Source organism: Herbidospora sp. RD11066, from assembly GCF_054661255.1.
In genome coordinates this window covers 349,130-369,023 of record NZ_BAAGDO010000007.1, presented here as the reverse complement: position 1 = coordinate 369,023, position 19,894 = coordinate 349,130, and the positions used below count along the sequence as shown (strand labels likewise).

General features: G+C 69.9%; 17 protein-coding genes. 11 read left to right on the top strand and 6 right to left on the bottom strand.

The window, feature by feature from the left end; translation table 11 throughout:
- Positions 1 to 552: 552 nt before the first annotated feature.
- The gene (locus tag ACYQ78_RS26945) at positions 553 to 1,545 is read right to left on the bottom strand and encodes a LacI family DNA-binding transcriptional regulator (protein WP_459803705.1); all 993 of its coding nucleotides are present in this window, start codon (positions 1,543 to 1,545) and stop codon (positions 553 to 555) included.
- 565 nt (positions 1,546 to 2,110) lie between these two features.
- On the opposite strand from ACYQ78_RS26945, the gene ACYQ78_RS26940 reads away from it, so the two are divergent.
- Entirely contained in the window at positions 2,111 to 5,020 is a 2,910-nt protein-coding gene (locus ACYQ78_RS26940; RefSeq protein ID WP_459803704.1) for a discoidin domain-containing protein, read from the top strand.
- A 64-nt stretch (positions 5,021 to 5,084) separates the two neighbouring features.
- On the opposite strand, the gene ACYQ78_RS26935 is transcribed toward ACYQ78_RS26940, so the two are convergent.
- Positions 5,085 to 5,846 carry an NlpC/P60 family protein gene (locus ACYQ78_RS26935; protein WP_459803703.1) on the bottom strand — a complete coding sequence of 254 codons (762 nt, stop codon included), beginning with the start codon at positions 5,844 to 5,846 and terminating at the stop codon, positions 5,085 to 5,087.
- Positions 5,847 to 6,007: 161 nt separating this feature from the next.
- Between ACYQ78_RS26935 and ACYQ78_RS26930 the strand changes: the two genes are divergently transcribed.
- Genes ACYQ78_RS26930 through ACYQ78_RS26920 form a run of 3 tightly spaced genes read left to right on the top strand, consistent with a single transcriptional unit; the run spans position 6,008 to position 9,511 of the window.
- Entirely contained in the window at positions 6,008 to 6,736 is a 729-nt protein-coding gene (locus ACYQ78_RS26930) for a hypothetical protein (protein ID WP_459803702.1), read from the top strand.
- On the top strand, positions 6,733 to 8,202 hold the full coding sequence (locus ACYQ78_RS26925; protein ID WP_459803701.1) for a protein kinase domain-containing protein: 1,470 nt from the start codon (positions 6,733 to 6,735) through the stop codon (positions 8,200 to 8,202). The genes ACYQ78_RS26930 and ACYQ78_RS26925 overlap by 4 nt, the downstream gene beginning before the upstream one ends.
- 52 nt (positions 8,203 to 8,254) lie before the next feature.
- Entirely contained in the window at positions 8,255 to 9,511 is a 1,257-nt protein-coding gene (locus tag ACYQ78_RS26920) for a glycoside hydrolase family 16 protein (protein WP_459803700.1), read from the top strand.
- On the opposite strand, the gene ACYQ78_RS26915 is transcribed toward ACYQ78_RS26920, so the two are convergent.
- Entirely contained in the window at positions 9,508 to 10,815 is a 1,308-nt protein-coding gene (locus ACYQ78_RS26915) for a lanthionine synthetase LanC family protein (protein ID WP_459803699.1), read from the bottom strand. The genes ACYQ78_RS26920 and ACYQ78_RS26915 overlap by 4 nt on opposite strands.
- A 35-nt stretch (positions 10,816 to 10,850) precedes the next feature.
- A complete protein-coding gene (locus ACYQ78_RS26910) occupies positions 10,851 to 12,959 on the bottom strand; it encodes a HelD family protein (RefSeq protein ID WP_459803698.1) in 2,109 nt (702 codons plus the stop codon).
- A gap of 237 nt (positions 12,960 to 13,196) precedes the next feature.
- Between ACYQ78_RS26910 and ACYQ78_RS26905 the strand changes: the two genes are divergently transcribed.
- Positions 13,197 to 14,075, top strand: a complete 879-nt coding sequence (locus ACYQ78_RS26905; RefSeq protein WP_459803697.1) for an alpha/beta hydrolase family protein — start codon at positions 13,197 to 13,199, stop codon at positions 14,073 to 14,075.
- A 45-nt stretch (positions 14,076 to 14,120) separates the two neighbouring features.
- On the opposite strand, the gene ACYQ78_RS26900 is transcribed toward ACYQ78_RS26905, so the two are convergent.
- On the bottom strand, positions 14,121 to 14,651 hold the full coding sequence (locus ACYQ78_RS26900) for an STAS domain-containing protein (RefSeq protein WP_459803696.1): 531 nt from the start codon (positions 14,649 to 14,651) through the stop codon (positions 14,121 to 14,123).
- Between the two features lie 107 nt (positions 14,652 to 14,758).
- Between ACYQ78_RS26900 and ACYQ78_RS26895 the strand changes: the two genes are divergently transcribed.
- From ACYQ78_RS26895 to ACYQ78_RS26875, 5 genes are all read left to right on the top strand, one after another.
- Positions 14,759 to 16,003 (top strand): sensor histidine kinase, encoded by a 1,245-nt coding sequence (locus ACYQ78_RS26895; protein ID WP_459803695.1) that lies wholly within the window; start codon positions 14,759 to 14,761, stop codon positions 16,001 to 16,003.
- Positions 15,994 to 16,635 (top strand): response regulator, encoded by a 642-nt coding sequence (locus ACYQ78_RS26890; RefSeq protein WP_459803694.1) that lies wholly within the window; start codon positions 15,994 to 15,996, stop codon positions 16,633 to 16,635. The genes ACYQ78_RS26895 and ACYQ78_RS26890 overlap by 10 nt, the downstream gene beginning before the upstream one ends.
- Positions 16,632 to 17,039, top strand: a complete 408-nt coding sequence (locus ACYQ78_RS26885) for a hypothetical protein (RefSeq protein WP_459803693.1) — start codon at positions 16,632 to 16,634, stop codon at positions 17,037 to 17,039. Before ACYQ78_RS26890 ends, ACYQ78_RS26885 begins: the two co-directional genes overlap by 4 nt.
- Positions 17,040 to 17,081: 42 nt before the next feature.
- Positions 17,082 to 17,576: an FBP domain-containing protein gene (locus ACYQ78_RS26880; protein WP_459803692.1), complete on the top strand. Its 495-nt coding sequence runs from the start codon at positions 17,082 to 17,084 to the stop codon at positions 17,574 to 17,576.
- A gap of 183 nt (positions 17,577 to 17,759) precedes the next feature.
- Positions 17,760 to 18,917: an alginate lyase family protein gene (locus ACYQ78_RS26875; RefSeq protein WP_459803691.1), complete on the top strand. Its 1,158-nt coding sequence runs from the start codon at positions 17,760 to 17,762 to the stop codon at positions 18,915 to 18,917.
- Here ACYQ78_RS26875 and ACYQ78_RS26870 read toward each other — a convergent pair.
- Entirely contained in the window at positions 18,914 to 19,315 is a 402-nt protein-coding gene (locus ACYQ78_RS26870; RefSeq protein WP_459803690.1) for a DUF2000 domain-containing protein, read from the bottom strand. The genes ACYQ78_RS26875 and ACYQ78_RS26870 overlap by 4 nt on opposite strands.
- A 101-nt stretch (positions 19,316 to 19,416) precedes the next feature.
- On the opposite strand from ACYQ78_RS26870, the gene ACYQ78_RS26865 reads away from it, so the two are divergent.
- Positions 19,417 to 19,887 carry an Lrp/AsnC family transcriptional regulator gene (locus ACYQ78_RS26865; RefSeq protein WP_459803689.1) on the top strand — a complete coding sequence of 157 codons (471 nt, stop codon included), beginning with the start codon at positions 19,417 to 19,419 and terminating at the stop codon, positions 19,885 to 19,887.
- The last annotated feature ends 7 nt before the right edge of the window (positions 19,888 to 19,894 follow it).

Here is a 19,894-nt window from a genome sequence, read left to right as displayed (position 1 = left end):
CCGTGGCCAACCACGACACCTTGAGAGCACCTGTCCGTCTGGCAAGTTCCGGAACGAGCCCCCCGAAGGCCCGATCGATGAAGGTGGAGTTACGAGTCCGCTTCGTGTTACCGGTTGCGAGAAACATACAGAGACGGACATTGCCTAGCAAGAGTCTGGCACTCAAGATGCAAAAAAGTGACAGTGCGACGCAGTGAACGTGGTTGAAACAAGAATCCGCAGGTCGCGGAGGTGACCTGGCTCGATGGTCGCGCGCAGGACGCTGTCATGCTTGAGCTGCCGCCTGACAGGTCCATGACCGTTCCAGTCAAACACCGAGATCGCCCCGCAAACAAGCTCCCGCCAGCACGCACGGAAACGACGAACAGATGAACTGAAACGACACTTGCTGGCCGAGAGTGCAGCAGACCTGCCCGACACTTACACGATCAGGGCGATGAACTGCGGGACAGCCCCACCGGCCCGCGGACAGTCGATCACTACCTGTGTGCGGGCAAGAAGAAGCCCCGCTCTTCCGGAGAAGGCGGGGCTTCAGAAGGTCTGGCGGTGGGGTCAGACGCCGATGCGGACTCGGGCCGGGGCGGTGGAGCCGCGGACGACGAGCTCGGGCTCGTAGAGGAGTTCCTCGGCCGTCACCTGGGCGCCGTCGATCTGGTTGACCAGGAGGGTGACCGCCGCGCGGCCGATGGCCTCGATGGGCTGGCGGACCGTGGTCAGGGGCGGGTTGGTGCAGTTCATGAAGTTCGAGTCGTCGAAGCCGACGACCGAGATGTCTTCCGGCACCGACATGCCCATGCGGCGGACCGCCCGGATCGCTCCAAGTGCCAGCGGGTCGGACGCGCAGATGATGCCGGTGACGCCGAGCCGGATCAACCGGTTGGTCACGGCCTGGCCGCCTTCGAGCGAGAACATCGCGTGTTCGACCGCGACCTCTTCGAGGCCGGCCTTCTCGGCGGCGGCGGTGATCGCGGCCAGCTTGCGCCGGGACGGGATGTGGTCGTCGGGGCCCAGCACTATCCCGAGCCGCTCGTGGCCGAGCGAGACCAGGTGGCTGAAGGCCTGTTCGACCGCGACCGCGTCGTCGGTGGAGACGCGCGGGAACTCGAGGTTGTCGCTCGCGGCGTTCACGAGCACGACCGGCAGGCCGATGTCGAGCAGCCGGAGGTAGTGCTCGTGGGGGGCGTCGGCCTCCATGTAGTGGCCGCCCGCGAAGACCACGCCGGAGACCTGCTGCTCCAGGAGCATCTCGACGTAGTCGGACTCGGACAGGCCGCCCGCCGTGCGGGTGCACAGCACGGGGGTGAAGCCGCGCTGCGCCAGGGCGCCGCCGACGACCTCCGCCAGGGCGGGGAATATGGGGTTGCCGAGTTCGGGCAGGACCAGGCCGACCAGGCGGGCGCGCTCCCCCCGGAGCTGCGTCGGGCGCTCGTAGCCGAGGACGTCCAGGGCCGTCAGCACGGCCGCGCGGGTCGCGTCGGAGACGCCCGGCTTGCCGTTCAGCACCCGGCTGACGGTGGCCTCGCTGACTCCGACTTTCTTCGCCACTTCTGCAAGTCGACGTGTCACAACGCAAACTATACGCCTGATCCACGCAACCTGCTTGCACTCCGGCGATGCCGTCGAGTCATGAGAGCGTTTTCCACCCTTCAGGTCACGATCATGGAATCACCTTTTGTTCACCAACAGTCCAGGTAGCACCGTCGAGACGATGATTTGCGCGGAGATACGCGCGCTTACGTGTTCTGTCCGCCCGCGTCAGGACACGTGAACGTTACACAGGTCACATCCCTGACGGTTGGCCGAAAGTTTGCGTACAGAACCCGATGAAGGGCCCAAAAGGCCAGGTCAGCGGTGCTGTCGGAGAGCAAGGCCGGGCACGTGGGACGGGTCCCGTCCCATGACCACGCTGGTCAGGGCGTGTCAGATGCCCCCAGAGGAGACCTTTTGCGAAATCAAGTTGAAATATTGCGGACTTCTGTTGGCCATCCTATGGTGTGGACATCTCGGCACCACCGATCGCGACGGCGGAACCGAGCACCCCCTATGGTCCGTGTCATCCGCCGACCCCCCGGCGACGGCGCGGGCCCGCACCTGACAGAAGGGCCCGCCGATGCCCACATCGGTAAACCGATCACGTCGTCTGTCCGCCGTCCTCGCGAGCGCCGCCCTGATCGCGGCGGGCGCGGTGGCCATCCCCAGTCTCACCGGCACCGCCTCAGCCGCCGCCTCTGCCGACTCCCCCTGGGGCGTCCCCGGCCGCGGCGCGACCGTCCCGTTCACCGAGTTCGAGGCCGAGGACGTCGCCCACAACGGCACCGTCATCGGGCCCAACCGGATCTACACGACGCTCCCCTCCGAGGCCTCCGGCCGCCGGGCCGTCACGATCGACGCCCCGGGCGAGTACGTCGAGTTCACCCTGACCAAGCCCGCCAACGCGATGTCGGTGCGCTACAGCATCCCCGACGCCAACGGCGGCCAGGGCCAGACGATCAACGCCGACATCCGCGTCGGCGGCACCAAGCTCAAGGACATCTCCCTGACCTCGGTGTACGGCTGGTTCTACGGTGGCTACCCGTTCAACAACAACCCGGGTGACACCAACCCCCACCACTTCTACGACGAGACCCAGACCCTGTTCGGCCAGACCTACCAGGCCGGCACCAAGATCCGGGTCCAGTCGGCGGGCAACGTCCCGATCACGGTCGACCTGGCCGACTTCGAGATCGCCCCCGACCCGATCGCGCGCCCCGCCGGTTCTCTCTCCGTGGACGACTTCGGCGCCGCCCGCAACTCCGCGACCGACTCGACGTCCGCCTTCCAGGCCGCCGTCGACGCGGGCAAGGCCCAGGGCAAGGAGGTGTACGTCCCCGCGGGCACGTACACCCTCTGGGACCACGTCGTGGTCGACGGCGTCACGCTGCGCGGCGCCGGACCCTGGCACACCAAGCTGACCGGCCGCCACCCCACGCAGCGCAACCGCGCCGTCGGGATCTACGGCAAGTACGTCGCCGGCGGCGGCTACCAGGGCGGCATCCGCGCCCACGAGGCCGGCGGCCCCAGCCGCAACGTGGTGGTGAAGGACCTCGCGATCCTCGGCGACATCCGCGAGCGCGAGGACAACGACCAGGTGAACGCCTTCGGCGGCGCGATGACCGACTCGGTCATCGACAACGTCTGGATGGAGAACACCAAGGTCGGGGCCTGGATGGACGGCCCCATGAACAACTTCGTCATCCGCAACAGCCGGATCATCGACCAGATCGCCGACGGCGTGAACTTCCACACCGGCGTGACGAACTCGACGGTGACCAACACCTTCGTCCGCAACACCGGCGACGACGGCCTGGCCATGTGGCCCGACCGGATCGCGAACGTCAACAACTCGTTCACGTTCAACACGGTGATCGCGCCGATCCTGGCGAACAACATCGTCACGTACGGCGGCCGGGACATCAAGATCACCGACAACGTGGTCACCGACACCCTGTCGAACGGCGGCGGCATCCACATCGCCAACCGCTATCCGGGCGTCAACTCCGGCCAGGGCACGGCGGTCGCGGGCGTCCACACGGTCGCCAGGAACACCCTGATCCGGACCGGCAACAACGACTACAACTGGCGCTTCGGCGTCGGCGCGATCTGGTTCTCCGGCCTCAACGAGGGCGTCAACGCCACGATCAACGTGACCGACACCGACATCATCGACAGCTCGTACGCCGCCATCCACCTCATCGAGGGCACCACCCAGACGGTCAACTTCAAGAACGTCAACATCGCCGGTACGGGCACCTACATGATCCAGGCCCAGTCCGGCGGGCGGATGACGTTCGAGAACGTCCGAGCGAGCTACATCGGCGCCGGGACCGCGATCCACAACTGCGTGGGCGGCGGGTTCGTCATGACGGACCTGGGCGGCAACACCGGCTGGTCCCCGAGCAGCACGACCTGCACGGGCACCTGGCCGAACCCGAACTACATCTATCCGGGCGGTGGCGGCGGCAACCCCTCGCCCTCCCCGTCCCCGCCGACCTCGCCTTCGCCCTCCCCGTCGCCGCCCACGAGCCCGTCTCCGTCGCCGAGCCCGCCAGCCTGCAACCCCGGCACCGGTGACCTGGCGCGGACCAAGGCGGTCACGGCGACCAGCACGAACATGTCGTTCGTGCCGCAGAACGCGGTCGACGGCAACGCCGACACCTACTGGGAGAGCGCCAACAACGCCTTCCCGCAGTCGCTGACGGTCGACCTCTGCGCGCCGGTGAACGTCCAGCGCGTGGACCTGAAGCTGCCGCCCCCGTCGGCCTGGAACACCCGCACGCAGACGATCGCCATCGAGGGTTCCACCAACAACTCGACGTGGACGACGCTGTCGGCGAGCGCGGGCCGCACGTTCAACCCGGCGACCGGGAACACGGTGTCCATCAACACCACCCCGGCGACGGTCCGCTACGTGCGAGTGGTCGTGACGGGCAACACCGGCTGGCCGGCCGCGCAACTCTCCTCGGTCGAGGTGTACGGCACCCCGGGGGCCTCCCCCTCGCCGTCGCCGTCCCCCTCACCTTCGCCCTCACCGTCACCTTCGCCGTCGCCCTCCCCACAGCCGGTGGGGAACCTGGCGCAAGGGCAGCCCGCCACCGCCAGCGGCGTCGCCCAGAACTACGGCCCCGGCAACGCGGTCGACGGCAACGCCAACACCTACTGGGAGAGCACCAACAACGCCTTCCCCCAGACGATCACCGTCGACCTGGGCCAGAACCGCACGGTCGGCCGCGTCGTCCTGAAGCTGCCCCCGGCGGCGGCGTGGGCAACGCGCACCCAGACCCTGTCGGTCCTCGGCTCGACCAACAACTCGACGTGGAACACGCTCTCGGCCTCCGCCGGGCGGGTCTTCAACCCCGCGAGCGGCAACACGGTGACCATCACGTTCACCGCGAGCAGCCAGCGCTACCTGCGCCTGAACGTCACCGGGAACACCGGCTGGCCGGCCGCGCAGATCTCCGAGTTCGAGGTGTACGCCTCGTAACCCGGACCACGTGACCGGCGCCCGGGAGGAGGGAGGACGCCCCTCCCCCCGGGCGTCAACGTGTCTACCAGGGCGCGCGGGCCCAGCCCAGCGGGTTCTGGAAGTAGGAGATGTGCACGATCCCGATCCGCCCGCCCGCGCTGGTGGAGGCCACCTGGCCGTTGCCCAGGCTCACCGCCACGTGCGCGGCCGAATTGGTGGCGGTACGAGTGTCGTAGAAGACCAGCGTGCCGCGCGGCGCCTGCGTGTACGGCCGCTGCTGCGACCGGGCGTTCCAGTTGTCGATGGCCCGGTTGTAGTGGGGGTTGACGTAGCCGAACGACTCCTCGACCGCCTTCTCGCACTGGCCCTCCCGGTCGGTGCGGCCGAGGTTGTTGTAGAACCACTGGATGGCGCGCTCACCGGCGTCCTTGGAGGCCCAGATCGGGCCGCCGCCGTACATGACGAGGTTGCCGTCGGTCTGCATGACGAGCCGGGTGCCGCCCCGGCCGCCGGTGTTGGTGGAGAAGATCACGCCGGAGTCGGCGTAGATGACGAGGTTCCCGTCCGACTGCATGACCAGGCGGGCGTTGGTGCCCCGGGTGTTGGTCGACCAGATGGGGCCCGAGGGGCCGTACACGACGAAGTTGCCGTCGCTCTGCATCCGCGCCTCGTAGGTGCGGCCCGGGGAGAAGATCGACTGGTTCTGGGCGCCGTGGAGGGTCTCGTTCGACGAGCCCCACAGCGTGTCGCCGCCCGCTCCCGCGCGGGCGGGCGAGACGACGAGCGTCACGAGCATGAAGGCGAATCCGATCGCGGCCAATAAGCGGCGTACGTTGATGTGCACTGTGTTTCCTCCTGATCTGGGCGAGTCCTGGGAGAAGTGAAAGGTTTCGCCGGACAGGTCGGACAGTGCAGCCCTGCACCCTCTTTTGTGGAATGCGCTCCGATCGGCAGGGCCCGCCAATATCTTGGGTCCGGGAAAAACCGATATGGCGGGCGCGGGATATGACCGGTGGAGCTGCGGTTCTCGTGGCGTTCATGGGCGGGCAATGGCGGATCTCTCTCGGTCAGGTGCTGACGCTGGGCCGCAGTCACCAATGCGATGTGCGTTTTCCCGACGACGAACATCTGTCGCGCCGGGCGGGTTCCCTTCTCGTCCTCGACGACTGCGTGCTGATTCGCAATGAATCGCGGCGCAAACCGCTCGTCGTGCGGCCACCGGCCGGGGAGGACCGGATCGTCGAACCGGGGGCGGCCACGGCGTCCCTGCCGTTCCCGATCTTCTCCGTCGTCTTCGCCGGGACGGCCGGGGCGGCGGTGACGGTGCACGTCGACGCCCGCGCGGTGACGCCACACCCGGCCGGGACCGCCGACGAGCCGCCGACCGCCTCGCCCCGGACCGTCACGCCGCCGCTCGCGCTGACCCGGGTGCAGCGCCTCATGCTGGCCGCGCTGTGCGCTCCGCTGCTGGTGCGGGCCGGGCCCGGCGCCGTACCCGCGACGTACGCGCAGATCGGCGCCCGGCTGGACCGGCAGCCCAGATACGTGCGCAACGTGCTGAAGTCGCTGCGCGAGAGCCTCACCGGCCACGGCGTCCCCGGCCTGGTCGCCGACGACGAGGACGCCGCCGCCCACGACGACTTCCGGTGGGCCCTGGCCCGGTGGGCGGTGCGCACCGGGACGATCACGTCCACCGACCTCGAAGATCTGCCCTTCCAGAGAGGAGACCGATGAGCGACAGCGAGCCGACCACCCGGGGCGGCCCCGACCTCCCGGCGAACGGCCTGTTCGCGGGTCCGCCCGACGACCCCGACCGATACGAACTCCTCGGCCACGGCCTGCACGGCGGCGAGGGGATCACCTGGAAGGCGCGCTACCGGGGCGAACTCGCCTCCCCGCTGCCGCTGGCCGTCAAGATGCTCCATCCGCCCCGCGGCGCCGGGCCGGGCTGGCCGTCGGAGCGCGACCGGCGGCGCTGGCACGACCAGGCGGTGCTCCTGCGCCACCTGGATCTGGAGCACGTCGTCCGGCTCGACGAGATCTTCCCCGGCGCCCCGCCGCACCTGCCCGGCGACCGTCACCCGGACGCCGAGACCGTCGTCTACCTGGTGATGGAGTGGGTCGAGGGCCCGACGCTACACGCCCTGCTCAGCGGGGTTCGCGCCACCCCTGGAACGCTCCAGGAACGCCTGGGATACGTGGCCCAGGCGGCCGAGGCCCTCGCCAGCCTCGCCTCGACGACCCGGTCGGGCGGCAACCCGAGCCTGCACCGGGACGTGAAACCGGCCAACTGCGTCGTGCACGCCGAGCGCGGGCTGGTGCTGATCGACGTGAGCACGCTGCGCCTGATCGACGACGGATACGACGACCTGGGACGGCACACCCCCGCCTACACCTCGCCCGAGGTACTGGCCGCGCCGCACCTGCCGCGTTCCGCGTCGGCCGACGTCTACTCGCTGGGCGCCCTCGCGTTCTTCTGCCTCACCGGGCAGGACCCGCCGCCCGACGCCGAGCGCATCGCCGGGGAACTCCACGCCGTGGCCGAGGAGGCGGGCGCCCCCGACCCCGTCCGGCTGACCTCACACCTGATGACGGCTCTGGACGCCGACCCCGCCCGGCGTCCGGTGGACCTGCGGGCCTGGGCGGGAGAACTGACCACTCCCCCGCCGCGCCCCGCCCGGCGGCTGGCGCGGCCCGCACTGGTCGCCGTCACCACCGGCGTCCTCCTGTCGGTTTTGTACGCCAGCCAGACCGACGAGACGCCACCGCCACCGCCGACCGGGAACGCCCCGCGGGCGACCGGCACCATCACCACCCCCGCCGACGGCGCCGACGTGAAGATGTGCGCCTATTTCTCCGGAACCGCGACGCTTCCGCCCGATACCACGTTGATCCTGGCGATGAAGAATCTCGACAACGGCGACCCGAACAGATATGTGCAGGTCGTCTTCAACTGGACCAAACCCACCACTCTTTCCCAGTGGAAAGGGGCACAGTATTTCGGCGGCGTCCGCGATGGAATCGGACAGAATTACCGGGTCGACCTGATGGCGGTGAAACTGGAGGACGCCCGGCGTGACCGCGAATCGGCCACCGCGAACAGCGAACCGCTGGTGAATTCCGGCGTGGTGCTGGCCAGCGTGCGGGTCCACCGCATCTCCGGCACCGTGGTGAACGACTGCAAAGGTCCGGGCCCGTGACCAGTGCACCCCCGCACTGTCACCGCTCATGGCCCGACCATTCAATGCGGGCATGAAATCCACCCGTTTCCGCCAGTGGGCGGCCGCCGTCGGCGGCGCCCTGGTCGCCCTCACGTCCCTCGTCGCGGTCGCACCACCCGCGGCCGCCGCCAATGCGTGCGCCAACCCGGTCCTGGCCTCGAACCTCAACGGCTGGGGTTCCCTCGACGGCGGCTGGGTCACCCGCGACCCCGTCGGCGACCTCGCCGGGGTGAACTGGGCCTTCGACACCGGAGGCCGCGAGTTCTACATGCCGCAGGTGGCGGTGACCGCCGGGCAGACCTGGACCTTCTCCGCCCACGACCGGGTGGTGTTCGGTTCGGGCACCGCCAAGATCATCGTCGAGTGGTACTCCTCCGGCGGCCAGTACCTCAGCGAACAGCACGGGCCGCTCACCACGCTGCCCGCCTCCACCGCCAACGGCGGCACCTGGACGCCGGTGTCGGCGACCTTCACCGTCCCGGCCGGAGCGACCTCGGCGCACGTGCTGCAACTGGGGAACTTCGGCTCGGCGACCGGCACCAATTTCAAGGCCACCAAGTGCGACTACCAGCTCGCCGCGGCGCCGCCCAGCGACCAGGCGGCCGTCCGCCACGGCTGGGGCACCCCCGTCGCGGGCCAGTCGGACGAGTACAACGGATCATCCGTCGACCTCACCAAGTGGGGCCTGTTCGGCGCCGGTCCAGGCCAGACGACCGGGTGTTCGCCCGGCTACAACGGCAACGGGCAGCGCTGCGCCTCGCAGACCACGCAGAGCGGCGGCTACCTGTCGGTCACCGGCACCGCCGACGGTAAGACCGGCGGCCTCTACAGCCGGATGCGGGCGTTCAAATACGGCCGGGTCGAGGTCCGTGAACGGGCCGTCCCGCTGACCGGCAACGGCGGGCGGGCCTACCACGTGGTGCCGCTGATGTGGCCCGAGAACGACCCCGACTGGGTCAACGCGGAGATCGACTTCGCCGAACGCGACGTGGCGGCGCCGAGCGTCCACCTGTTCGTGCACCACAACGGCGGCCAGACGCCCTGCTCGTTCACCGTGGACTCCAGCCAGTTCCACAACTACGCGATCGACTGGCAGCCCACCTCGGTGAAGTGGTACGTCGACGGCAACCTGGTCTGCGCCGTCAACGCCTCGATCGACTACTTCAGCTCGTCGAACGGCGGCGCCCAGATGGACATGTTCCCGGCGACCGGAACGCTGATGCGTCCGGCCCGTCAGGACGTCGACTGGATCCGCATGTACCCCAACGCGTACACGCAGTATCGCTAGAGCGAGTCGGCCGGGACCGGGATCGCGGGGAAGGGATTGTCCGGCAGGAGGATCACCCTCCGGGCGTCCCTTCCTTCACGCGCCGCCGCCAGGTGCAGCAGTGCCGCGCCGACCCCCGCCGCGCCGACCATGTAGCCGGTGTCGGCGGTGATCTCGTGAGGCCGCAGCCGCCGGTACGCCTGGTACCAGCGCATCCCGCGCCCGTCGTCCCGCGTCGCCCGCTCGATCAGGTCGTCGCCCAGCTCCCCCGCGACGTCGAGGTATTCCCGCGTCCCGGTGGCAGCCCACAGCCCGACGAAGAACTCGACCAGCCCGGCGGCCCCGCAGCACTGGCATGCCACGTTCCAGTAGCCCTCGCTGCGCCGTTCCGGCACCCCGCTGTTGATGATCCCGCGTGCCAGCCGCTCCACCCAGTCGAGGTCACCGGGGTCCCCGGTCACCCGGTAGAGCTCGTGGAACAGGCGGGCCACCCCGGCGGAGCCGGAGCAGAACCCCAGGTAGTTGAGGGCGCGGGCGTGCGGAACGTGGTGCGGCACCAGCGCGCACTTGTCGCTCACCGAGCTGACCATCCGGACGAAGTCGGCCGCCCGGCGGGCCGCCGCCAGGAACATCCCGTCGCCCGTCACGCCGTAGAGGCGGGCCATGAGGAAGCCCGATCCGGCCGTACCGGAAAGGAAGCCTGGAGTCACCGCGTCGACGGGGAGGTCGCTCGTCTCGCCGCCGAACTGGTGGCCGGGGACGACCTGGCCGGCGATATGGCGACCCGTGGTGATGGCCGCCTTCTCGAAGTCGTCGCGGCCGAGCATGCCGGCGATGTGGAGGAGGCCGAGGGCGATGCCTCCGTCGCCGCGCTGGGAGACGTCGCCGGTCCAGGTGGTGCCGTCTCTCGACGGGCGGCGGGCCGCGAGGACGCGTTCGGCGATGCGCTCCGCCGCGACCTGGTGGGTGGCGTCGCCGGTGGCCCAGTAGGACTCGGTCAGGGCGAAGACCAGGCCCATCAGGCCGTGGTAGAAGGTCGGGTCGTTGATCGAGCCGGACATGGTGACCAGGTGGTCGGCTCCGGCGACGGCCTCGTCGAGGTAGGTCTGGTCGCCGGTCGCGGCGGCCAGTTCCAGGTGGAACAGGACGATCCCCGCCGCGCCCGAGTAGAGCGTGGCGGAGTGGCCGGCGTTGGCCGAGCGGCCGCCGGGGTCGGGGTTGGCGCGCCAGTGGTGGCCGAGGTCGTCGTCGACGGCGGCTTCGCGGATCCACCGGGCGGCGTGGATCGCCGCGGTGACCGGCGTGTCGGCTTCCGTCCGCCCCATGTCGCCTCCCGGTATTTCCTACAAGGATAGTAGTCTTATTTCGTGAGCCCGGCGAGCGCGGGCGGCAGCTCCTGCTCGTGGATCAGCACCAGGCGGCGGGTCGCCCGGGTCATCGCCACATAGAGGTCGCGGCCTGCCAGTTCTTCGGGCCACAGCACGATGACGCCGTCGAATTCGAGCCCTTTTGAGGTCGTCACGGTCATCAGCGCCACCGGCGAGTCCAGCGGATCGAGCGTAACGGCTTCCGGGACCAAGGACGCGACTTCCGCATACCGTTCACCCGATGTGATGATCGCCAATCTCCCCTCGCCGTCGACGAGGAGATCCCGCGTGGCGGCGTCGATCTCCGCCCTGAGCACGTCGTTCAGCCCGGTCTGGGCGATGGGGACCACTCGGGGCGGCTCTTCCGCGGGACGTACCGAAATCGGGGGTTCCTGATCGGGGGCGAACTCCTTGAGGACCTCGGCGGCGGCGTCCATGACGTCCCTGGGGGTGCGGTAGTTGACGGTCAGGCGTTCCTCGCGCCAGGTGACGTACTGGTCGAGCATCTCGGCCCAGCTCGTCGCGCCCGCCGGGGAGCCGGTCTGGCCGATGTCGCCGACGATCGTCATCGAGCGGGTGGGGATGCGGCGCATGATCATGCGCCAGGCCATCGCGGACAGCTCCTGGGCCTCGTCGACGATCACGTGGCCGTAGATCCACTTGCGGTCGCGCTCGGCGCGCTGGGCGGTGGTGACCTCCTCGCCGGGGGTGGCGTTCAGGTCGGCCAGCAGCGCCGCCTCGACCTCCTCGACGCCCGTCACGGTGAGCACCTCCCGGGCGAACAGCTCGGCGCTCTCGTCCTTCTTGGCTTCAGGCCGAGGTTCCTCGCCGAGCAGTTCCGCGGCCTCGTCGAGCAGCGGCACGTCGCCGGTCGTCCAGGGGTCGCCGGGCTCCTTGCCGAGCAGGTCCCGCACGAGCTCCTGCGGGGTGACGACCGGCCACAGGGCGTCGATCGCGGCCCTGACCGGGGGTTCGTGCCAGAGGACCTTCCTGATGTACGCCAGCTCGTCGTCGTCCACCGGCCGGTCGAGCTTGGCCGTCTCGTCGATGGCGAGGGCGCGCAGCAGGTCGAGCACCATCAGCTTGCGGGCCACGTTGTGGGGGCGGCCCGACCTCCTGGCCCGGTCGCGGGCCGCGACGCACAGGTGGTGCGGCACCGCGAGGTCCATGCCGTCGACGTGGATCTCCAGGTCGCCCTCGGGCACCCGCTGCCGGTCGGCCACCGCGTTGGCGACGGCGAGGACCATGCCGAGGTCGCCCTTGATGACGGCCTCGAACGGCTCGTCGTCGACCGTGGCGCGCACCCCGGGGAACAGGTCGCCGACGCCCGCGAGCACCACGTCGGTCTCGCCCAGAGAGGGGAGCACCTGGCTGATGTAGCGCAGGAAGGTGGTGTTGGGGCCGACCACGAGCACGCCCCGGCGCTCCAGGGTCTCGCGGTAGGCGTACAGGAGATAGGCGGCGCGGTGCAGGGCCGCGACGGTCTTGCCGGTGCCGGGGCCGCCCTGGACGACGAGGGTGCCGTGCAGGCCCGAGCGGATCACCCGGTCCTGTTCGGTCTGGATGGTTGCCACGACGTCGCCCATGCGGCCGGTGCGCTTGCGGCCGAGGGCGGCCAGGAGGGCGGCCTCGCCGACGAAGCCGCCGTCGACGTTCTCGCGGTCGAGGTCGAACACCTCGTCGTCGACGCCGACCACGGTACGGCCCCGGGTCCGCAGGTGCCGGCGGCGGACCAGCGTGCCGGGATAGCTGGGGGTGGCGGCGTAGAAGGGCCGGGCGGCGGGGGCGCGCCAGTCGACCAGGATCGTCTCGTGGTCGTCGTTGCGCAGCCCGACGCGGCCGATGTAGAGGGTCTCCTCCAGCACGTCGTCGATGCGGCCGAAGCACAGGCCGCGCTCGACCCCGTTGAGCTGGGCCAGCCGCCGGGCGTGCTCCTTGGCCGACACCTCACGCTCGACGCGGGCCTGGTGGGTGCCGCCGGAGACGCCCTTCGCGTATTCGGCCTTCAGCGCCTCGGCCGTACGCCGCCGGACGCTGTCGAGCCGTTCGTAGAGCTGGGTGATCCGGCTCTGCTCCAATTCGAGCACTTGACGATTGGCCACGCGAGTGCTATCCTCTCCAACGGAGCTATGTGATTTTTGCAGCGCGAGGGCTGCGACTCACCAGGATAGCTCCTTTTTCTTTGCGCGCATCCGGCGTCGCCGGACCGGTGATTTCGCCGATGCGCCACCCCTGGGTCGATCCCGACGATGACGCAGTCAGCAATTCCGATTGGGCCGTCGTGCGGAGCCGGTAACGCGCCCGCAACACAGCGGCTCTCTCCGAAACCGGGAGACCCCTTGCGACCCCACTTCTCGTCCCGTCTGTCCCGCCTCGCCACCGCCGCCCTCGCGTTCACCCTGGCGACCGGGACCGCTGTCACCCTCTCCCCCTCCGCGCAGGCCGCCGGGTTCGAACGCGGCCCGGCGCCCACCAACGCGATCCTGGAGGCCTCGCGCGGCCCGTTCTCCGTCGCCACGGCCAGCGTCTCGTCGCTCGTCTCCGGCTTCGGCGGCGGCACCATCTACTACCCGACCGACACCAGCCAGGGCACCTTCGGCGCCATCGCCATCTCCCCCGGCTACACCGCCCGCTGGTCGAGCCTCGAATGGTTAGGCCCGCGCCTGGCCTCGCACGGCTTCGTCGTCATCGGCATCGAGACCAACTCGACCCTCGACCAGCCCTCCAGCCGCGGCTCCCAGCTCCTGGCCGCGCTCGACTACCTGGTCAACAGCAGCTCGACCACGGTACGCAGCCGCATCGACCGCAACCGCCTCGCGGTCGCCGGCCACTCGATGGGCGGCGGTGGCTCCCTCCACGCCGCCGAGGACCGTCCGTCGCTGAAGGCCGCCGTGCCGATGGCGCCGTGGAACACCGACAAGACCTGGAACACCGTCCGGGTCCCCACCCTCATCGTGGCCGGTGAGAGCGACAGCGTCGCCCCGGCGAGCTCGCACGCCAGCCCGTTCTACAACAGCATCAGTCAGACGGAGAAGGCGTACCTGGAGCTGAACAACGCCAGCCACTTCTTCCCGCAGAGCGTCAACACCCCGCTGGCCAAGCAGATGGTGGCCTGGCTGAAGCGCTTCGTCGACGAGGACACCCGCTACTCGCAGTTCATCTGCCCCGGCCCGAGCGGCTCGGCGATCGACGAGTACCGCAGCACCTGCCCCGTGTAGCCCCCACGTGATGAAACCCCGTGACCCGCCGGTCACGGGGTTTCGTCAGGCGAACGCCTCGTCGACCGTCGCGTAGACGCTCATGCGGCTTCTCAAGCCCAGGAGGTCGAACAGGCGCGCCACCCGGGGGGTGAGCCCGCAGTAGGCGGCCGGGCCGCGGCGGTGGGCGTCGATGAGGACCTGGATCCCGGCGCTGTCGATGAAGGTCAGCCCGGACAGGTCGAAGACCACCCGTCCGCCGGAACGCTCCCGGACGTAGTCGCGGAAGCCCGGCTCGGCCAGGGCGTCGATCTCGCCGTCGACCACGATGATCACGTCGGCACCGCGCCGGTGGGCGGTGACCTGGAAGGTGCGGCCCGCCAGACCGGGCTCGCCGTCGTCTTCCGCCGTCAATTCGCGCTCTCTCTCCAGAACGGCCCGGGCGGCCTCGCGGAGGTCGGCCCCGCCGTGCCACTCCGCCAGATGGGCGAGGTGGTAGGCGCCGGAGTAGCGGCGTTCGGCCGGGTGAGCGGCACGCTGCCGCTGGTCCTGGCGTACGCGCTCGGCGGCACGACGATGATCCTCCACAATCACCACTCTTTCACTCATCACCGGTGCCCGCCACAAGGGTGGTGCCAGCACCACCTTTTTCGCGGGTACCTCGTGGATGGTGGCCCCCGCCCCGCGGTCTCTACGGTGGTCCCATGGCCCTCATCACCCAGACGCTCACTCCGTGGGACCGCATGCGATCCCACTGGGCCGCCCCGACCTGGCTGCGCACCGCCCATGTGGTGACCGGGGTGCCCATCGCGCTGCTGGCGCTGACCGTGATCGGCGCCCTGGCCGCCGTGTCGATCGTCTTCATCTGGACGATCGTGGTGCCGTTCGCCGCGCTGTCTCTGCTGTTCTGGCTGCTCCCCCGGCTGAGCGGGCTGCAGCGGGGGCGCTTCGCGGCGTTCCTGTCCGTCGAGATCCCCGCGGTCCGCCGTGGCCACGGCTCCCGCAACCCCTTCAAGTTCCTGTACGCCGAGATTCGCGACCCCCGCACCTGGCGGCAGCTGGCCTACCACCTGCTCGCCCCGGTGATCACCGGGATCGGGCTGTTCGCCGTGATGGTGGCCTGGTCGGGCATGCTGGCGTCGGTCGTGCTGGCGGTGGCCTACTGGTCACGCGACGACTTCGACGTCGAGGGCACCCTGTGGGCGCTGCTGGCGGCGGCGCTCGCGGTGGCCGGCCCGTGGGCGGCGCGGCTGATCTCCTCGGTCGACGAGATGGCCGCCGTGTCGCTGCTGGGGCCGAGCGCCCGCGACGTCCTGGAAGAGAGGGTCGAGAGCCTGCGCGAGAGCCGGGCCGACGTGATCGACGCCGCCGACGCCGAGCGCCGCCGCATGGAGCGCGACCTGCACGACGGCGCCCAGCGCCGCCTGGTCTGGCTGGCGATGAACCTCGGCATGGCCCGCACCACCCTCACCGACCTGCCGGAACCGGCCGCCCAGGTGATCGCGCAGGCCCACGACGAGGCGAAGCTGGCGCTGAAGGAGCTGCGCGATCTGGTGCGCGGGCTCCACCCGGCGGTCCTCGACGAACAGGGCCTCGACGCCGCGCTGTCCGGGGTCGCGGCGCGGTCGCCGGTGCCGGTCCGGCTCACGGTCGACGTCGGGAGGCGGCCGTCGCCGACGATCGAGGCGGTGGCGTTCTTCGTGGTGTCCGAGGCGCTTACCAACGTCGCCAAGCACGCCGAGGCCCACGAGGCGTTCGTCACGGTGCGCCGCACCGGAGACCGGCTGGTCGTCGAGGTGCTCGACGACGGCGCGGGCGGCGCCGACCCCGCCGAGGGCACCGGCCTGCGCGGGCTGATCCAGCGCACCGGCTCGGTCGACGGCACGCTGACGATCCTCAGCCCCGAGGGCGGCCCGACGACGATCAGGGCCGATCTGCCGTGCGGGTAGTGCTGGCCGAAGACTCCGTGCTGCTCCGCGAGGGCCTGGTCTGGGTGCTCCGGTCGGCCGGCATGGAGGTCGTGGCCGCCGTCGAAGACGCCGAGGGGCTGCTGCGCGCCGCCGACGAACACCGGCCCGACCTGGTCGTGACCGACGTGCGCATGCCGCCCTCCCACACCGACGAGGGCCTGCGCGCCGCCTTGGTGCTGCGGCGGCAGTGGCCCGGCATGTCGATCGTGGTGCTCTCGCAGTATGTCGAGGAGCGCTACGCCGCCACTCTGCTCTCCACCACCACCAGCGGGGTCGGCTACCTGCTGAAAGACCGGGTCGCCGACGTCCCCGAGTTCCTCGACGCGCTGCGCCGGGTGGCCCAGGGCGGCACCGCCCTCGACCCCGAGGTCGTCGCCCAGCTCCTGGTCCGCCACAGCGACCCGCTCGACCGCCTGACCCGACGAGAGAAGGAGGTGCTGGCCTTGATCGCCGAGGGCCGCTCCAACACCGGCATCGCCGAGGCCCTGACGGTCTCGGAGAGCGCCGTGGGCAAGCACATCAACAACATCTTCGCCAAGCTCGACCTGACCGGCGACGACAAGGACCACCGCCGGGTGCTGGCCGTGCTGCGCTTCCTGAGGGTCTCGTGAAGAGGGAGTCGCGCCTGCGCTGGCGCATCGCGGGTGGTCTGCTCACCGCGGGGTTTCTCTCCCTGGCCGCGGCGGGCTTCGCCACGGCCGTCCTCGACGAACCGGGCGCCCCGGTCGAGCTGCTCGCCACCCGGTCGACCGAGACGGCCCGCCACGAATACGCCTTCACCGAGCCGGTGCTGACCGTCGTCAACCACAGCGGCATGGGGTCGTCGGTCGAGGTCGAGCAGGGCGAGACCGGCCGGCTGGTGATCGAGCGGGAGGTCTCCTGGGGCTTCGAGCGGCCCAGCCGATACGAATCGTGGGACGGCCGGACCCTGATCATCGACGCGCCCCCCTGCATGGGCTGCGTGTCCCGCTACACGATCACCGTTCCGGAGGGCATCGAGGTCGTCAAACGGTAAAACCAGGTGAATCCACTCGCGGGGGTCGGCTACCGTCTCCGGGTGATTCCGCTGGTAGAACGAGAGATCCGCTCCTCGTTCGTGAACTGTTCCAAGGGCGAGGCGACTCGCCTGAACCTTCCGCGCGACCTGCGTGAGACCAACTGGGAGGCGCTCGACTTCCTCGGCTGGCGCGACCCGCAGTCCCCCGAGCGGGGCTACCTGGTCGCCGAGCACGACGGAAGCCTGACGGGCATCGTCATGCGCTTCCCGCAGGGCGTGAAGCGCAGCGTCGTCAAGACGACCGTCTGCTCGGTCTGCGTGACCTCGCACGGCGGCACCGGCGTGGCGCTCTTCGTGGCGCCCCGCGTCGGCGCGGCCGGACGGCAGGGCAACACGGTCGGCGCCTACCTGTGCTCCGACCTGGCCTGCTCGCTCTATGTGCGGGGCCTGAAGGCGACCGACCGGCTGTCCGGCTCCGAGACCCTCTCGGTGGAGGACAAGGTCACCAGGCTGACCCTCAACCTGGAGGACTTCGTCGCGAAGGTGCTCGCCTAGGAAGGAGGTCGCGATGACCAGACGGACGCCCCGCTTCCAACCACGGCCCCGGCAGGCAAGAGCCTCCCGGGGCCTTCTCGTACCTGCTATTTCTTAGGAAAGTTTCCTAACGATATTGACTCGGCATGTCAGGGGCCTGTTTCATGGGCGCTCAAACCGTTCCCCCCTGTCCGGAGTCAGCCGATGGCCCGCTTGTTAGCCACACTCGTGGTGCTCCTGTCCACCCTCGTCGCCCTGCCCGCCCAGGCCGCGCCGGCCGTCTTCGCCCATCCGGGTGTCATGGTCAGCCGGGCCCAGCTCGACTTCGTCAAAGGCCGGGTCGCGGCGAACGCGCAGCCGTGGAAGGCCGCGTTCGACCAGATGGCGGCCTCGCCGTTCGCCTCGCTGACCCGTAACCCCACGCCGCGCGCGGTGGTCGAGTGCGGGTCCTACTCCAACCCGAACATCGGGTGCACCGACGAGCGGCAGGACGCGCTGGCCGCGTACACGCTGGCGCTGCGCTGGTACATCACGGGTGACGCGCGCTACGCGACCAAGGCCATCTCGATCATGGACGCCTGGTCGGCCGTGCTGCGCGACCACACCAACAGCAACGCCCCGCTCCAGTCGGCCTGGGCCGCCTCCACGTGGCCGCGGGCCGCGGAGATCATCAGGTACACGTACACGGGCGGGTGGCCGAACATGCAGCGGTTCGCCACCATGCTCCGCAGCGTCTACCTGCCCGAGGTGGTCAACGGGTCGTCCAGCAACGGCAACTGGGAGCTGTCGATGATGGAGGCGGCCATCGGCATCGCCGTCTTCCTGGAGGACAAGGCCGTCTACGACCGCGCCGTCACCCGCTTCAAGGCCCGCGCCGCCGCCTTCCTGTACGTCACCGCCGACGGCCCCCAGCCCAAATATCCGCCGGTGGGCAGCGTCGACACCTACAGCGAGCTGGTCTCCTTCTGGCACGGCGAGACCACGTTCGTCGACGGTCTCGCCCAGGAGACCTGCCGCGACTTCACCCACACCGGCTACGGCATCAGCGCCATCTCCCACGTGGCCGAGACCAGCCGCATCCAGGGCCAGGACCTCTACCCCGAACTCGCCGACCGGCTCCGGCACGCCCTCGGCTTCCACGCCAAATATCAGCTCGGCACCGCCGTGCCCTCCTGGCTCTGCGGCGGCTCACTGCACCTGGGGCTCGGCCCGATCACCGAGGTCGGCTTCAACGCGCTGAACACCCGCATGGGCATCGGGATGACCAACACCCAGACGCTGACCGAGCGCCAGCGTCCGGCCGGCACGAACTACCTGTTCGTCGCCTGGGAGACCCTCACCCACGCCAAGAACCCGAACTAGCGCATCAGGGCCAGGCTCTTGGTCAGCTTGGTGACCTGCGCCTTCGGGCCGAACACGACCATGCCGACGTAGTCGATCTCGGCGGCCGGGGTCTCCGCCAGGGTCCGCAGATACTCGCCGTATTCGCGGGCCCGGCGGGCGACCTCGTTGAAGCCGACCACCGTGACCTCCTCGGGCGCCGCGTCGTGCAGCTCCCGCAGGCCCTCGGCGGTGGCGGTGAGCACCGGTACGGGATGGGTGTTGAGGCCGGGGTGGAGGTTACCGTCGGCGTCCTTCCCCTCGGGGCCGAGCCAGCCGTTCAGCGCGTCGCCGAGGCTGAGGGCCAGCACGGCGGCGGCGTTCACGGCCAGGCCGGGGGGCAGGTCGTCGCGGAGCACCATGACGAGTTTGGTCTGCATCGGATTCCGTCCAATCGAGTGGTTCCCGAGCACGACCCTAGGCAAATGCTGGCCACCGAACCCCTCTGGCCGAACGTTTGATCGGCGATAGGCTCGAATTCATGGATCTGGACGACATAGATTCGGCGATCATCGCCCAATTGCAGCTCGACGCACGGCAGTCGAACCGGGAGCTCGCCCGCAGAGTCGGCATCGCCGCCTCGACCTGCCTGGAGCGGGTCCGGGGGCTGCACGAACGCGGCGTCATCACCGGCTACCACGCCCGGCTCGACCTGTCGAAGATCGGCCGCGGTGTCCAGGCGATCGTGGCGGCGCAGGTCAGGCCGTCGAGCCGGACCGTCATCGACAGCTTCCACGACTGGGCCCGGTCGCGCCCCGAGGTGCTGGAGGTCCTGGTCGTGGCGGGCGGCGACGACTTCCTGATCAGGGTGGCCGTCCAGGACAACGAGCACCTGCACGCCTTCCTCATCGACCACCTGGCCAAGCGCAAGGAGGTGGTGAGCTTCCGCACCCTGGTCGTCTTCCAGCACTCCGCGACGACCGCCATCACGCCCCTGTTGACCATGACGTAGCGGCAAC